At 64.3% G+C, this 13,906-nt stretch carries 15 protein-coding genes; 9 read left to right on the top strand and 6 right to left on the bottom strand.

Features of this window, described 5'->3' with window-relative positions:
* Positions 1 to 93: 93 nt before the first annotated feature.
* Complete coding sequence (locus ACFR99_RS01930; RefSeq protein WP_390283847.1) at positions 94 to 1,059, top strand: NADPH:quinone reductase; 966 nt, start codon at positions 94 to 96, stop codon at positions 1,057 to 1,059.
* 11 nt (positions 1,060 to 1,070) lie between these two features.
* On the opposite strand, the gene ACFR99_RS01925 is transcribed toward ACFR99_RS01930, so the two are convergent.
* A complete protein-coding gene (locus ACFR99_RS01925) occupies positions 1,071 to 1,472 on the bottom strand; it encodes a DUF7344 domain-containing protein (protein ID WP_390283845.1) in 402 nt (133 codons plus the stop codon).
* Between the two features lie 90 nt (positions 1,473 to 1,562).
* Positions 1,563 to 2,570: a TIGR04024 family LLM class F420-dependent oxidoreductase gene (locus ACFR99_RS01920; RefSeq protein ID WP_390283843.1), complete on the bottom strand. Its 1,008-nt coding sequence runs from the start codon at positions 2,568 to 2,570 to the stop codon at positions 1,563 to 1,565.
* Between the two features lie 201 nt (positions 2,571 to 2,771).
* Between ACFR99_RS01920 and ACFR99_RS01915 the strand changes: the two genes are divergently transcribed.
* The 3 genes from ACFR99_RS01915 (at position 2,772) to ACFR99_RS01905 (ending at position 6,112) form a co-directional block, all read left to right on the top strand.
* A complete protein-coding gene (locus ACFR99_RS01915) occupies positions 2,772 to 3,644 on the top strand; it encodes a hypothetical protein (RefSeq protein WP_390283841.1) in 873 nt (290 codons plus the stop codon).
* 226 nt (positions 3,645 to 3,870) lie between these two features.
* Positions 3,871 to 5,418: a TrkH family potassium uptake protein gene (locus ACFR99_RS01910; RefSeq protein ID WP_390283839.1), complete on the top strand. Its 1,548-nt coding sequence runs from the start codon at positions 3,871 to 3,873 to the stop codon at positions 5,416 to 5,418.
* A 280-nt stretch (positions 5,419 to 5,698) separates the two neighbouring features.
* Complete coding sequence (locus ACFR99_RS01905; RefSeq protein WP_390283837.1) at positions 5,699 to 6,112, top strand: EamA family transporter; 414 nt, start codon at positions 5,699 to 5,701, stop codon at positions 6,110 to 6,112.
* A gap of 222 nt (positions 6,113 to 6,334) precedes the next feature.
* Here the strand turns inward: ACFR99_RS01905 and ACFR99_RS01900 are convergent, their stop codons facing one another.
* The gene (locus ACFR99_RS01900) at positions 6,335 to 8,023 is read right to left on the bottom strand and encodes a thiamine pyrophosphate-binding protein (RefSeq protein WP_390283835.1); all 1,689 of its coding nucleotides are present in this window, start codon (positions 8,021 to 8,023) and stop codon (positions 6,335 to 6,337) included.
* A gap of 109 nt (positions 8,024 to 8,132) precedes the next feature.
* On the opposite strand from ACFR99_RS01900, the gene ACFR99_RS01895 reads away from it, so the two are divergent.
* Positions 8,133 to 8,993 carry a UbiA family prenyltransferase gene (locus ACFR99_RS01895; RefSeq protein ID WP_390283833.1) on the top strand — a complete coding sequence of 287 codons (861 nt, stop codon included), beginning with the start codon at positions 8,133 to 8,135 and terminating at the stop codon, positions 8,991 to 8,993.
* Between the two features lie 68 nt (positions 8,994 to 9,061).
* On the opposite strand, the gene ACFR99_RS01890 is transcribed toward ACFR99_RS01895, so the two are convergent.
* The 3 genes from ACFR99_RS01890 to ACFR99_RS01880 form a co-directional block, all read right to left on the bottom strand.
* Entirely contained in the window at positions 9,062 to 9,295 is a 234-nt protein-coding gene (locus ACFR99_RS01890) for a hypothetical protein (RefSeq protein WP_390283831.1), read from the bottom strand.
* Positions 9,296 to 9,395: 100 nt separating this feature from the next.
* Positions 9,396 to 9,815 (bottom strand): thioredoxin, encoded by a 420-nt coding sequence (trxA, locus tag ACFR99_RS01885; RefSeq protein ID WP_390283829.1) that lies wholly within the window; start codon positions 9,813 to 9,815, stop codon positions 9,396 to 9,398.
* A 120-nt stretch (positions 9,816 to 9,935) separates the two neighbouring features.
* Positions 9,936 to 10,346 (bottom strand): helix-turn-helix domain-containing protein, encoded by a 411-nt coding sequence (locus ACFR99_RS01880; protein ID WP_390283828.1) that lies wholly within the window; start codon positions 10,344 to 10,346, stop codon positions 9,936 to 9,938.
* Between the two features lie 249 nt (positions 10,347 to 10,595).
* Here ACFR99_RS01880 and ACFR99_RS01875 point away from each other — a divergent pair, with 249 nt between their 5' ends.
* The 4 genes from ACFR99_RS01875 (at position 10,596) to ACFR99_RS01860 (ending at position 13,905) form a co-directional block, all read left to right on the top strand.
* Complete coding sequence (locus tag ACFR99_RS01875; RefSeq protein WP_390283826.1) at positions 10,596 to 11,036, top strand: DUF302 domain-containing protein; 441 nt, start codon at positions 10,596 to 10,598, stop codon at positions 11,034 to 11,036.
* Positions 11,037 to 11,038: 2 nt separating this feature from the next.
* A complete protein-coding gene (locus tag ACFR99_RS01870; protein ID WP_390283824.1) occupies positions 11,039 to 11,599 on the top strand; it encodes a class I SAM-dependent methyltransferase in 561 nt (186 codons plus the stop codon).
* A 559-nt stretch (positions 11,600 to 12,158) separates the two neighbouring features.
* On the top strand, positions 12,159 to 13,187 hold the full coding sequence (locus tag ACFR99_RS01865) for an NAD(P)/FAD-dependent oxidoreductase (RefSeq protein ID WP_390283822.1): 1,029 nt from the start codon (positions 12,159 to 12,161) through the stop codon (positions 13,185 to 13,187).
* 187 nt (positions 13,188 to 13,374) lie between these two features.
* Positions 13,375 to 13,905 (top strand): ubiD operon protein, encoded by a 531-nt coding sequence (locus tag ACFR99_RS01860; protein ID WP_390283821.1) that lies wholly within the window; start codon positions 13,375 to 13,377, stop codon positions 13,903 to 13,905.
* Position 13,906 lies beyond the last annotated feature (1 nt).

Raw genomic sequence — 13,906 nt, 5'->3', positions numbered from 1 at the left:
GGCGTGTCGGATGGCCCGCTCGAGCCGCCGACCGGTACCCGTGCTGCCGTCACATATACCATTTTACGGGCGCGCTGCGTGAGTTGACACGACATGCGCGCTGTACGCCTTCACGAACACGGTGACGCGGACGTACTGCAGGTAGACGAAATCGACCGGCCCGAACCGGCCGCGGACGAACTTCTCGTCGAGGTCGCTGCCGCGGGCGTCAACCCCGTCGACACCTACTTCCGGGACGGCTCGTACGAGCCGGTCGGCGTCCCCTTCACGCCCGGTGTCGACGTCTCGGGCGTCGTCGCCGCGGTCGGCGACGCCGTCGACAATTTCGAAGCGGGCGACCGCGTCTACGGCACTGGGATCGGAAACGGCGGCTTTCAGGGCTCGTACGCCGAGTACGCGACGATCCCGACCGATCGCGTCGTCCACCTCCCCGACGGTGCGGACCTGACCGAAGCCGGCGGGGCGGGCGTCGTCGCCGTCACCGCCTGGCGCGCGCTGATCGATCACGCCGACTTAGATCCCGCCGAGTACTGTCTGGTCCACGGCGGTTCAGGTGGTGTCGGCCACGCTGCCGTCCAGATCGCTGCTGCCGTGAGCGCGCGGGTGATTACGACGGCGTCCGAGGAGTACCACGACGCGCTCGCCGACTCCGGCGCCGAGACGGTCCTGGACTACGGCCGCGACGATCTCGCGGACGCGGTCCTCGAGGCCTCCGACGGCGGCGTCGATGTGATCCTCGATCACCGACTCGACGACTACCTGCAGTTCGACGCGGACGTGGCTGCGACGGGTGCCCGCGTCGTCGGCATCGGCGAGAATAGCCCCGATCCGGGCTTTACGAACGACGGTGCCGCCCGCTCGAAGGACGTTTCCTACCAGTTCATGAGTATGTTCAACACGCCGGACCTGCGCGTCCCGCTGCGGGGCGTCGCCCACCTCATGAACACAGGTGCGCTGTCGATCGACGTGGCACGAACCTACGACCTCGAGGAGGCCGCCGACGCACAACGCGCCGTCATGAACGAGAGTTTCCTGGGGAAACTCGTCGTCGAGCCGTAGCGAACGACCTGCTACTCGACGTTCCCCAGTCCGCGGATGGCGTCGTCCCGCTCGAGCAGCGTCCGGCCGCGCTCGGCGAGCGTAACCGTCTCGGTTTCGGACTCGTAGTCGATTACGTCTGCAGCGGCCAACTTCGGAATGTGGGTGTGGTGCAAGGAGATGCGGGCGCTCCGTCGATCCCGCGCAGAGACATCCCCGTGATCCGAAATCGCGTTCGGATCTGTCGCCGCTTCCCGGGCAGCGATTTCGACGGCGAGTTCCGTCAGCGTGGCCGAGCCGTCTCCGTCCTCGAGATACTGCAATACCGAGCGACGGTGGCGATGTGCCAACAGCTCCATCGCCGTATCGACGCCGTCGGACGCCGATTCGCCGAACGCAGAGAGGGTCTCGGGGGAACGGAGGAGTGGAATCATACCACTCGTAGGTATCGGACTGTACTTATATTCCCGGCCGAAGCACTTCGGGCATCGCTCGCACTCGAGCGGATGCCGATGGCTGTGCAGCTACGCGATGTCAGCGACAGCTTCCATCGTCGTCCGCTTGTCCTCCTCGGACAGTCCGTCGACGAACCCGACTCGGACGGCGTCGACGCCGTCGATCGCGGCGTAGTCCGCAACCCACTCGCGGACCTCTTCGGGAGTGCCCGCAGGGGCCAGTTCGTCGAGGACCTCGTCGGGTAAGGCTGCGGCCATCGCGTCGGTATCTCGCTCGTCCCACGCGGCCCGAATTTCCTCGACGACATCCGGGTAGCCCTGCTCTGCGACGGAGTTCCCGTAGTAGGGACCGTACGCCCCGAGCATGAACGCGATCGTGCTGCGGGCTTTTTCGCGTGCTTTCCCGCGGTCCTCGGCAGCCATCCCGCGGACGATCGGGGCCACCCGCAAGTCCGAGAGGTCCTTGTCCGCGAGGTCGGCACCGCGTTCGAGGTCCTCGAGTCGCTCCCGGAGCCCGTCTTTCGTGAACAGCTGTGGCGTCCAGCCGTCGCCGAAGCGGCCGGCCATCTCGGTAGCCTTGGGGCCGAGCGTGCCGAGGTCGATCGGCGGCGGGTTCTCGTGAGGGCCGCGCTCGTATTTCAGGCCGGGAATCTCGAAAATCTCGCCCTCATAGGCAGGGGTGCCCTCCTCGGAGACCCCGCGCATGATCTCGATCACTTCGCGGGTCCGGCGTAGCGGCCGATCGAATTCTTTGCCGTGCCAGCGCTCGGTGATCGCCGGCGAACTCGGGCCGATCCCGAACCGGAACCGACCATCGGCGGCGTCTTGCATCGTCAGCGCCGTCTGGGCGAGCATCGCGGGCGTCCGCCCATACGGCGAGATGACGTCGTTTGAGATGCCCAACTCCTCGGTGCGGTCGGCCGCCAGCGTCAGCGGCGGAACGATGTTCCAGCCCGTCGTCTCGCCGACAGTGATTCGATCGAATCCCAGTTCTTCGGCCTGGACGGCCCGCTCGGCGACCCCCTGTGGCCGGTCGTAGTCGCCGAGTTGCACCAGCAGGTCCAGGTCGACAGTCACGGCATCCCCCTCCACGTCAGTCCTCGAGTCACAGCTCGCAGTCTCATCATCGCACACCGCGGCACGAACTCACATAAAACGGTCGCGTTTCCGTCGTATTCTGCATGGTGCCGTCCGTCACTGGACCGCGAAGCGATCTGTACCGATCCGTCAGGCGGACTGTCGGAACGCTTATCATGTTCTCGTGGGATCACGATCGCAATGGAACGGCGTCGATTTCTCGCGTGTGCGTCTGCCGCTGTCGCCGGGACCGTTGGCACCTCCGGGTCCGTCTCGGCCAGCGACGACGACGACGGCCCGCTCACGATCGAAGTCGTCCGCCACGCATCCGTCGAGCCCATCAGCAACGCGATCCCGTTCGTGCTCGAGGGCGTCCGACTGTTTGCCCGGACGTGGACGGACGCGACGCCGAGATCGGCCGCGGTGGACCTCGACGTGATATCGGTCGCGGACTTCGACATCGAGCCGTCGTACGAGGCGACGCTCGACGCGATCGAAGCCGACGACGCGCTCGGAGCCGACCGGACGCCCGAGACGGTGACGCTGTTCGTCATCGACGACAGGAGAGCCACTGCGGGGGCGATGCGGTCGTACGCTGGCGACGACGGCGGTGAGAACGGAGCGCCGGGCGCGTACGGCTACGTCAACGCCGCGCTCGGCGGCCTGTTCGGAGCGGGTGTCGGGATGCCGCGTCCACTGATTCGGAACTTCGCGGCCCACGAGTGTGGTCACGCGGTGCTGGGCTGGGCCGAGTTCCCACACTATCCGGCGGACGCGACCATTCGTGACCCGTCGCCGGGAGTGCGCGCCCACAGTTGTGGCGCACAGGATCATCCCGCGGCCAGCGGCTGGTTCGTCCACCACGGGATCACCGTGATGGCGACCGGCTACTCGGCACGGGAGAGCCGGAACACCCCACGAAACCACCAGTTCGCAACGGAACAGGGAGCGGTGGGCGAGGCCGTCGCCCCCGTCGACGACTCGTGGTCCTATGTCAATATGGACTACGTCCCCGCGTTCTCGCAGACGGCTCGAGCGGCGATGGGCGAACACTACCGGCAGTTCGTCTCGTGAGTGATACGGGCTGCTGTACCGAGTGTTCGGTGCACCCGCAGGACGGCCGCTCGGGCACCGGCACTGACGGACAGTAGTCCGTATATTCCGGGACGGTCCCACTGCCGTCGGTTCCGTCGGACCGGGAACCGAGACGCAGTATTTATTGCAAGACCGTGAGTCTGTCGCAGATACTGCAGTCTGTTACCGGTGAGTGACCTGTGGTACGGTACCTGACATCTCAAATATGGCTCGGAGACTTCACGTCGACGTTCGATCCAGTTGCAGTCTCGTCGGAACAGTACTGAAATACCTCTCGCTGACGCTCCTGTTTCCGACCGTCGTCGCGCTGTACTATCGGGAGACCCCGCTGCCTTTCCTCGTTGCGCTGGTCGTCGCCGTCGCCGTGGGGACGGGCCTCGAGCGCCTCGAGCCCGACCCCACCCTCGAACACCGCGAGGCGTTCTTACTCGTCGCGCTGACGTGGTTCGTCGTCCCGCTGGTAGGGACGATCCCGTATCTCGTCGCGGGGACGGGGACGATCGCGGATCCCGTCAACGCGCTGTTCGAGAGTATGAGCGGGTTTACGACCACGGGCGCGACGGTTATGGGCAGCATCTCCGTCGAGACCCACTCGCGGTCGATCATGCTGTGGCGACAGCTCACGCAGTGGCTCGGTGGGATGGGGATTCTCGTGCTCATGGTCGCGATCCTCTCGGAGCTCTCCGTCGGTGGGACCCAACTCATCCGGGAGGAAGCACCGGGCATTCAAGTCGAGAAGTTGACGCCGCGGATCAGGGAGACCGCGCGAGCGCTGTGGCTGATTTACGCCTGGTTTACCCTCGCCGCCGTGCTCGTCTACTACGGGCTCCACCTCGCGGGGCTGGCCCCGAACATGACCTTCTACAACGCCGTCGCACACGCGCTCACGTCGCTGCCGACCGGCGGCTTCTCGCCGGAGGCCCGCAGCGCCGAAGCGTTCGCGCCGGTCGTCCAGTGGGCAATCATGATCTTCATGATCGTCGCCGGGACGAACTTCGCGCTCTACTGGTACGCCTGGCGTGGCCGCCTCGAGCGGCTGACCGGCAACGCCGAGTTCCGGTCCTATCTGCTGTCGATGGGGATCGTCGGCGGCCTCCTCTCGGCGCTGCTCTTTCTCGGCGTCGGCCTCGCGACCGTTCCCGAGGGAGTCGCGACGATTCCGGGCAGCCTCGAGCGGTCGCTGCGACACGGGCTCTTCCAGACGCTCGCGATCGTGACGACGACCGGCTACGCCAGCATGGACTTCAACACGTGGAGCGAGTCGACGCAGGTGATCCTCCTCTTCGCGATGTTTCTGGGTGGCTCGGCGGGCTCGGCGGCCGGCTCGATCAAGATCGTTCGCTGGTACGTCGTCGGGAAGTCCATGCGACGCGAACTCTTCAGGGTCGTCCACCCGAAGGTGGTTCGGCCGGTGCGGATGGGCGGCACCGGTGACGTCATCGACGAAGAGACGATCCACAGCATCTTCGTCTTCATGGCACTGTTCCTGACGCTGTTCGTCGTCTCGAGCGTCCTGTTGTTCCTCGATTCCTATCGCACGCCCGGGCTCTCGCTGTCGGCGCTCGAGGCGACGAGTGCCGTGATCGCGACGCTGGGGAACGTCGGTCCAGGCGTCGGTGTCGTCGGGCCGATGAACAGCTACGAGCCCTTCTCCAACGCCGCGAAGCTCTACATGGTCTTCTTGATGTGGATCGGCCGACTCGAGATCCTCTCCGTGCTGGTCATCCTGACGCCGGCGTACTGGCGCTCGTAGTCAGACGAACTCCTGTCAGTGGGTGCCGGTGCACCCGCGACCCGTCCTGCGGGTGCACTGGGAAATCGGTACAGCAGACTGTGTGAGTGTCATAGAATAGTTCGTACACCCACCCTGTGACTACCCGACAACGGTAAGTACAGTAGACTGACTGAACGCTGACACCGAAGTCGGCTATCGCTCGGTCAGTAAGGTTTTTCTCTTCGGGTTCTTCACACCTACGTGAACATATGACACACAAACAGGGGCGAGTAATAGTTGATCTAGAGGGGATGGTTCTGTGAACTACGTGTTATGGGCACTGCTGGCGATGGGCTGTTATTCGTTCGCGTTCCTGTTTATGAAAATTGCACTCCAAGATCTGCCGACATTCACCGTCATGCCGATTGCGGTCGGCACACTGGCCATGGGAGCGACGACTGTGGCAGCCCTGTTCGGTGAGTGGTCGGTTCCGTCGGTGACGAGCCGACCTGTCGGGTTCGCACTCGCAGCAGGAATCTGTCTCGCCGGTGCTGTCATCGGGTATTTCCGCGCACTCTCAACTGGCCCTGTTAGCGTCGTCGTGCCGATCTTTGGGATGTTCCTCGTCGGTGGAGCACTCCTCGGAATCGTCGTGTTGGGCGAGGGAGTCACGGCGAAGAAGGCCCTCGGCATCGCGTTTGGTGCTGTTGCGGTCTTCCTCATTGCCACGTGATGCCCCGAGTCTGAGCACGCGTGATCCGAGTGTGTTCTAAGAAACTGCACAATACGCAGGTGTAGTGAACGGATCGTTCAGCTCGGCTGGGGTGAAAGAAATTCCATGCCAACCGTTCTCAGACATCCTCCAGACTGCATCATACGAATTTCTGTAAGTCATTTCCGGAGCACCCGCGAGCCGTCCTGCAGTTGCTCCGGTAAATCGTTACAGCAGACCGTATCAATCGTGGACCAACACGTCGAGCACGTCCGGCCCGTCGCGGGCCAGCGCGTCCTCGAGTGCACCCTCGATCCCGTCGGGCGTCTCGACGCGTTCGGCGCGCGCACCGTGGCTCTCGGCGTTTGTCACGAGGTCGACCGCCGGCTCGAAGTCCATGCCGACGAACTCGTAGTCCTCTTCCGCGCCACCCATGAGGTCGAGCGCGTTGTCCTTGAGGATGCGGTAGTTGCGGTTGTCCGAGATGACGACCGTCAGATCGAGGTCGTAGCGAGCGGCGCTGTAGATCGAGTGGGGGTAGTACTGGTAGGAGCCGTCGCCGACGAAGCCGACCACGTCACGGGGGTCGTCGCGTTGTTCCTCCGCGACGGCAGCGCCGACCGCCGCCGGCAGCCCGTAGCCGAGGCCACCACCCTTGTTCGAGATGTACTGCTCGGGCTCGAGGTCCCATCGGTTGAGCATGACGAACTTCGAGGTGACGCCCTCGTCGACGATGGCGGCGTCGCCCGCGACGCGTTCCATGGCGTCGACTAGTTGGGCCTTCGACGCGCGCGGGTCGTCGCCGTCGCCCTCGCCGACGCTGGCCAGTTTCGCCGTGATCGTCTCGTCGACGTCGGTGATCGCCTCGAGTCGCTCGGTAACGACGTCCTCGGAGAGTCGCCCCTGAACGCGCTCGGTGAGGTCCTGCAGGACGAGTCCGGGGTCGCCGACGACGGCCGCGTCGGCGGGCTGGTTCTTGCCGACCTGCCAGGCGTCGTCGCTGATGTGGATGCAGGTCGTGTCGGGATCGACCAGCGCCTCGTCGTGGCGGGTCAGCGTCGTGTTCGTCGAGATGCCGACGAAGCAGATCGTATCGGTGTCCAGCAACATCGTGGTGAGTTCCTCGCTCGTCGGCAGATACGAGACCCACTGCTCGTGGCCGGTCGGGAAGTCGGCTTCGCTCGAGAGGATTTCGCCGTGGACGCGCGCCCCCGTCGCCTCCGCGAGGTCGACCGCCGCGGCGACGGCGTCGGCACCCGACCGAGCGATGCCGTCGCCGACGACCAGCACCGGTTCGTCAGCCTCGGCCAGCAGATCGGCGGCGCGCTCGAGCTGTGTCGGATCGCCCCGACCGGCGTTCGGAATCGGGCCGAGCCGCTCGGGCTCGGCGTCGGTTTCGGCCATCGTCACGTCAAGCGGCAGGGCGAGGAAGACGGGCCCCGTCGGCGGCGTCATCGCGACTCGGAACGCCCGCCGGAGCATCGTCGGCAGCGCCGCGACATCGAGGACCTCGTCGGACCACTTGCAGAACTGCCGGGCCATGTCGGCCAGCCGGCCCGAGAGGATCGGCTCTTCGTGCCGGAAGTCGGTGCTGTGGTTGCCCGCGGTCACGACCAGCGGCGCGCCGGCGATCTTGGCCGCATAGAGGTTGCCCAGCCCGTGAGCCAGCCCGGGCGTGATATGGAGGTTCACCACGCCGACGGGCGTGATCGAGTCGTCGTGATGGGCGTGGTAGCGACGGCGCTGGGCGTAGCCACCGGCCATCCCGACCGCGATGTCCTCGTGGAGTCCGAGTCGGTACTCGAGGTCGCTCTCCGCGATCGCCTCCATGATCGGCAACTCGGTCGTTCCCGGATTGCCGAAGACGTAGTCGACGCCGTAGGACTCGAGGGCATCGGTGATGAGCGTCGCGCCCGTGTAGCCGTCCGTCATGCCGTTTCGTGGCACGGCAGTTCACATCAAGCTATGCGTTTCGACTGATCGGTTCCAGTATGTGCGGCCCCGGCCTGGGTATTATACGACAGTTCGTTGTCGCTCAGGTATGACCATCGCGAGGGACGGGTCAGGGATGGGCGTGACGGCTCGAGCGCTCTGGTCGCAGGTTCATCCCGTTTTCATGACGCCGCCGCTTGCCGCGTCGCTGTTCGGGGCGATCCTCGCCGGCACCGTCGAGCCGCTGCCCGCAGCGATGCACGTTGTCGCGATGTTCGCGGCGGTCTATACGGCCCACGTCAAGGACGGCTACGTCGATTTCTACGTTCGGGGCGAGGACGACGACCATCCGTTGACAGAACGTGGTTGTCGACTCGCACTCGGACTGTCGACGGCGATTGTCGCGCTGTGTTGTGTCGCCCTCGCGGTCCTCGTTGACGCCATTGCGGCCGCACTAGTCGTTCCGACGTGGCTGATCGCCTACCACCACGCGCCACAGCTCGATACGAACCCCGTGACGGCGACCACCGGTTATCCGCTCGGAATCGCCCTCTCGCTGCTCGGTGGCTACTACGTGCAGGCGACGACGATCGCCGCTGTTCCGCTCGCGTTCGCCGTCGTCTTCCTCGTCCTCCTGTCGGGCATCAAGGTGATCGACGACGCGCAGGACTACGCGTACGACCGCTCGATCGAGAAACGAACTGTCGCGGTCGCGGTCGGGCCTGACCGGGCCTACGACGTCGCCTATGGGCTGATGGCCGTGGCCCTGGGGGCCGTCGTCGGGCTCGCCATCGTCCGGCTCTTCCCGGTTACAGCGTTGCTCGCAGCGCTTGCGTTCGCAGCGGTCGCGGGCGTCGCACGACGGGCCGGCCCCGAGCTTGCCACTATGTTACTCATTCGGGGGTCGTACGTCTTCCTCGCCGTGCTCGTCGCAGCCGTCCAGTTCGAGCCCCTCGCCGGGGTCGTCTGATACCCCCGGACACGGTTCCCGGCAGCCTTGGGCAGCGCTCGAGGCGGCGCTCCTGTGGCCGGCAGCGCTCACGCCTCACAGTCCGAACAGCCGGAGCGTACGCGAAGCACCAATCCAATGAGACCGAGGGTGACGATCGAGACCACCAGCTGGACGACCCCGCTACTCAGGCCACCGACGGCGGCACCGCCAGCAACGGCGGTCCCACCGGCGACGGCGACGGTTCCGGAGCCGACACAACAGAAACTCGCCAGCGTCGCAAGTCCCCAGAGCGATCGTCGAGAAGCAGCGTCTGAGTCCATGCTCGGCGTTCCGTTGCGCGGATAAAAACGTGTTATGGCGATTTGCCGACGCAGCGACTACAGACGACGGAGACAGGGGTCGTCGGACAGCCGCGCTCGATCAGGTGTACTTCCCGACGAGGCTGCGAAGCTGTCCTTCCTGTTGCATGCCGACGAGCTGTTCGGCGGGCTGCCCGTCGGAAAACAGTACGAGCGTCGGGACGCCACGGACGTTGTACTGGGCAGCGAGTTGCTGGTTGGCGTCGATGTCGACTTTCGCAACCGCCGCGTCGGTCTCGGCGGCGATCGTCTCGACGACCGGCTCGAGCATCTGACACGGCCCACACCAGTCGGCGTAGAAGTCGACGAGCACGACGTCGTGTTCCGCGACGGTGTCGTCGAGTTCCGTCGATCCGTTGACGTGGATCGGCTCCGCCGGACTCTCTCGAGCCGGGTCCGCGGGCTCTTCGCCGGCAGCGCGGTCGCGAAGTTCCTCGAGCTTTCGTTGTCGAATCTCCTCGAGCGTCTGATCGTCGGTCATACCCGCCGGTACGGGATCCATCGCCTTAGTTGTTTTGTGTGGTCGGCACAATACAGCGCACGTTGGGGGCGACGGGTGACTGTTGCCTCGAGCCGGGCGACGATCGATGGCGGGACCGACCTACTCGTCGCGTTGGGTCGGCGAGTCATCGTGAAGGACCGAATCGTAGGTGTCCTCGAACTCCTGGATCAGGACGCCCATACGGGCATACCAGTCGTTGAGAAGCCGTTGCATGTCGGCTGCGAGCGCGTCCGGTTCCCGCACCCGGTAGACGTAATAGTAGCCACCAGTATCGTAATTCTGCTGTTCTTGGGTCACGAAACCGGTATCGAGCAGCCGGGAAATCGACCGATAGGCAGTCGACCGATCACGACCGATACCGTCGGCGACGTCGTCGACTGTCTGTGGCTCGTCCGCGTCGAGCAACAGCCTGAACACGGTTCGATCCAGCTCCTTGAGCCCGTGGACGCACTCGAGGAGGTCGAGACACTGCAGCTCTCGGTCCAGGTATTCGCTCACCGAATCGGTCATCGTAGTCGGTTGTACGACCCGGTCACCAATAAGGTTGTTCCCGAAGCACACAATACTGTGTGCGCCGGGTCGGAACGAGAGTGTCGTATCGACCATGTCCAGTTGAGCAATACTGTCCGCAGAATATAGTCTACTGGGCTGAAATTCCGTTTTCACCGTATCCGCTCGTTTCACAGCGTGACGGCGACTCCTCCAGTGGAGCCTGTGTGTCGAAAGGATTTTTCTTGGACAGCCCAATATCTCACACGAATGACGCTGCCTATTGATCCGACCCGGATAGATCCGGACGACATCGGTGCGAAGCAGACGACTCTCGAGATGGACCACGAGGAAGCCATCGAGCACGTCCGGTCTGTGTGTACCGATGCCGGATTCGGGGTCCCCGTCGAGTTCTCCGTCTCGGAGCTGCTCAACGAGAAAGTCGACGCCGATCGCGACCCCTACCACGTCCTCGGCGCGTGCAATCCGTCCGTCGCGGATCGCGCGCTCGACGCTAGCGACGGGAAGCTCGGCGCGCTGATGCCGTGTAATATCGTCGTCTGGGAGGAAGCACCCGGCCAGCAGTGTGTCTACCACGTCTCGATCATGCGGATCGCACGGCTCGTCGGCATGGCACCGGACGACGACGAAATGGCAGCGATCATCGAGGAGACCGGCGAGATCGTCGAGGAAACCTTCGCAAACCTCTGATCATGGGACACCATACGTTCGACTCATCGCGGGCCGACAAGCTAGAGCAGGCCGACCGCAGGTATCGATTCCTCTCGGCCGAAGAACTGCTGTGGGCGCTCGAGCCCGCCGCGACCGACACCGTCGTCGACCTCGGCAGCGGTACCGGATTCTACACCGATGTTGTCGCCCCACACGCGGGCGACGTGTACGCGGTCGATCTCCAAGAGGAGATGCACGACTACTATCGGGACAAAGGCACGCCCGAGAACGTCGATCTCGTCACGACTGGTGTTGGCGACCTGCCGTTCGAGACCGACGCCATCGATGCCGCCTTCTCGACGATGACCTATCACGAGTTCGCCAGCGACGACGCCCTTGCCGAGATCCGCCGGGTCCTCGCACCCGGCGGCCGGCTCGTCATCCTCGACTGGTCGGGAACCGGCACCGGCGAACACGGCCCGCCGGTCGACGAGCGCTACACCGCCGACGAAGCAGCAACGGCGCTCCGCGAGCATGGCTTCCACCTCGAGCACGAAGCCGTCCGCCCGGAGACGTTTTTGCTGGTCGCGACGCTCGAGTAGGCCGTTCGGCGGTATCAGTCACCGTTCTGGATACAGTATTGTTCGTCAAGTGGTGTTGTAGAGAACGTATATACCCGTAGGATTCGGACTTTAAGTTGCGGCGATCCTGCAGTCGAGTACTCGATTATTTGAAAGCGGAGATATCATATTCTGCGATTTCAACCGACCCACAGGAAGAACACCTCCAGGCGGTCGGTTTGAGCGTTGTCCCGCAATCTCGGCACTCGTAGACGACGTCATCATCAACCAGCCACCGCCGAACCGCGGTGGTAAGTGACATACGTTTGGGTCTCGCAGCCGTATCGGAAAGGCCGTTTGCCTTTCACTTGCTCGTATTCCACTTCTAATCCTTGATGGGATTCAGTCACAATCTTTATTTGTGACGCTAAACCGTTCCCCTGGACCCCACTCGTCTGCGTTACCGATCGGGGTGTGTGAACAGTTCTATCTCTTTTCGCTACCGGCGGTTACCAACTGGTAACCCGGTGACGAACGCGTTGGCTTGTGTTTATAAGCACCCGCTGGTAACGGGGGGACAGAAGAGAATTCAACCGTGACGATGTCTACTGATCCATCCACATCCCACGACTACGAGGTCGCCGTCGTCGGCGGTGGTCCCGCCGGCCTGACGAGCGCACTGTATACGACACGACTCGGACACGAAACCGCCGTCTTCGACCGCGGTGGCGGCCGTGCCGCGATGATGCAAGAGACCCACAACGTCATCGGCGTCCCCGAATCGGTCTCGGGCAACGAGTTCCTCCAGACTGCCATCGAGCAGATCCAGTCCTACGGCGCGGACTACCGCACGGAGTTCGTCACCAGCATCGACCGCCGCGACGACGGCGCGTTCGAACTCGAGGTCGGCGACGAAACCGTCACCGCCGAGGCCGTCGTGCTCGCGACGGGCTTTTCCGACGGTCGACCAGAGCCACCGCTGCCCCGGACTGGCCGCGGCCTTCACTACTGTCTGCACTGCGATGCGTACATGTTCGTCGATGAACCGGTGTACGTGATGGGCCACGACGACAGCGCCGCCATCGTCGCCATGATCATGCTCAACTACACCGACGACGTCGACATCCTGTTGCGCGGCGAGGACCCCGCCTGGAGCGACGAGACGGCCACCCAGCTCGAGGGCCACCCCGTCGACATCGTCGAGGCGGAGGTCACCGGCGTTCGAAACGGCGAGGACGGCTGGCTCGAGGCCCTCGAGTTCGACGACGGCACCGTCCGCGAGTACAGAGGCGGGTTCGCGATGTACGGCTCCGAGTACAACAACGAGCTGGCAACGTCGCTCGGCGCGGAACTCAACGACGACGGGACGGTTGCCGTCGACGATCACGGCCGGACGTCGGTCGATGGCCTGTACGCCGTCGGCGATCTGACACCGGGCCACAACCAGGTCCCCGTCGCGATGGGACAGGGGGCACAGGCCGGTATTGCGATCCACATGAGCTTGCGCGAGTTCCCGAAATCGGTCGCGGAACTCGAGGCCGAGGGAGCAGTCGCGCCACAGGACGTTCCCGGGATCGCGCCCGACCTGCGCCAGCAGGCCAACGAGCACTCGTCGGCCGAAGGCGACTGATCCGGTCTCCGGCCACGATTGACCGGCACAACCGAAAGCCGGCTGCAGGTGCCAGTACTTGCTGACTGTTTCAGGTTTTCATACGCGCTTTCGTACTGTGGCGGCCGACGGATTGTGAATCCGAGGCGCGGAACCACGTCTCTTTAGGGAGGTGACGAGTAACGGTGATCCAGTGGTGCATGAGAGTATGAGACACGGGACACATGACCGGAGCGAAGAGGCCACGTTGGACCACTATATCACCGCAGAGGAGCATCTGCCCGACGAGGAGTGTACGGAGACGACGCTGCAGATCACCGACGCTGAGACCAAGCGGATCTTCGAGGCGCGCGTCCGGATCGCTCGCGAACCCGACGAACTGACCGACCCACAGCGGCTGACGGTCGTGACCGGCCCACACGAGACCGTCAGCAAGGAGTGGTACGTCGAACTTCTCGACGAGATCGACGCGGCGGGGATCAACGAGGACCTCCTGCGGCGACTCGCACGCGAGCAGGAAACGACCTCGAACATCGTCAACACCCGCTCCGACGACCTCAAGGTGGTACTCACCTACCTCGTCGAATCCGGCCAGTACGAGTCGACTGCCGAGGCGCTCCGCGAACTCGCCTTCGAGCAGCTCGCCGAGGACCGTCCTGCGCTGCTCGAGGCGTACGACACCGTCCGCACCGAGTTCGAGGCCGACCCGCTTCGGCGTGCGCTGATGGGCCAGGAGTAGT

The organism is Haloarchaeobius amylolyticus (genome assembly GCF_042678045.1).
GTDB classification, from domain to species: Archaea; Halobacteriota; Halobacteria; order Halobacteriales; family Natrialbaceae; genus Natrinema; species Natrinema amylolyticus_A.
This window is presented reverse-complemented; position numbering and strand designations above follow the sequence as displayed.

Coding starts and splice junctions, on each gene's coding strand:
- ACFR99_RS01875 (WP_390283826.1), top strand. CDS start 10,596: ATGACGCTGCCTATTGATCCGACCCGGATAGATCCGGACGACATCGGT.
- ACFR99_RS01900 (WP_390283835.1), bottom strand. CDS start 8,023: ATGACGGACGGCTACACGGGCGCGACGCTCATCACCGATGCCCTCGAG.
- ACFR99_RS01895 (WP_390283833.1), top strand. CDS start 8,133: ATGACCATCGCGAGGGACGGGTCAGGGATGGGCGTGACGGCTCGAGCG.
- ACFR99_RS01915 (WP_390283841.1), top strand. CDS start 2,772: ATGGAACGGCGTCGATTTCTCGCGTGTGCGTCTGCCGCTGTCGCCGGG.
- ACFR99_RS01870 (WP_390283824.1), top strand. CDS start 11,039: ATGGGACACCATACGTTCGACTCATCGCGGGCCGACAAGCTAGAGCAG.
- ACFR99_RS01910 (WP_390283839.1), top strand. CDS start 3,871: ATGGCTCGGAGACTTCACGTCGACGTTCGATCCAGTTGCAGTCTCGTC.
- ACFR99_RS01890 (WP_390283831.1), bottom strand. CDS start 9,295: ATGGACTCAGACGCTGCTTCTCGACGATCGCTCTGGGGACTTGCGACG.
- trxA (WP_390283829.1), bottom strand. CDS start 9,815: ATGACCGACGATCAGACGCTCGAGGAGATTCGACAACGAAAGCTCGAG.
- ACFR99_RS01930 (WP_390283847.1), top strand. CDS start 94: ATGCGCGCTGTACGCCTTCACGAACACGGTGACGCGGACGTACTGCAG.
- ACFR99_RS01865 (WP_390283822.1), top strand. CDS start 12,159: ATGTCTACTGATCCATCCACATCCCACGACTACGAGGTCGCCGTCGTC.
- ACFR99_RS01880 (WP_390283828.1), bottom strand. CDS start 10,346: ATGACCGATTCGGTGAGCGAATACCTGGACCGAGAGCTGCAGTGTCTC.
- ACFR99_RS01860 (WP_390283821.1), top strand. CDS start 13,375: ATGAGACACGGGACACATGACCGGAGCGAAGAGGCCACGTTGGACCAC.
- ACFR99_RS01925 (WP_390283845.1), bottom strand. CDS start 1,472: ATGATTCCACTCCTCCGTTCCCCCGAGACCCTCTCTGCGTTCGGCGAA.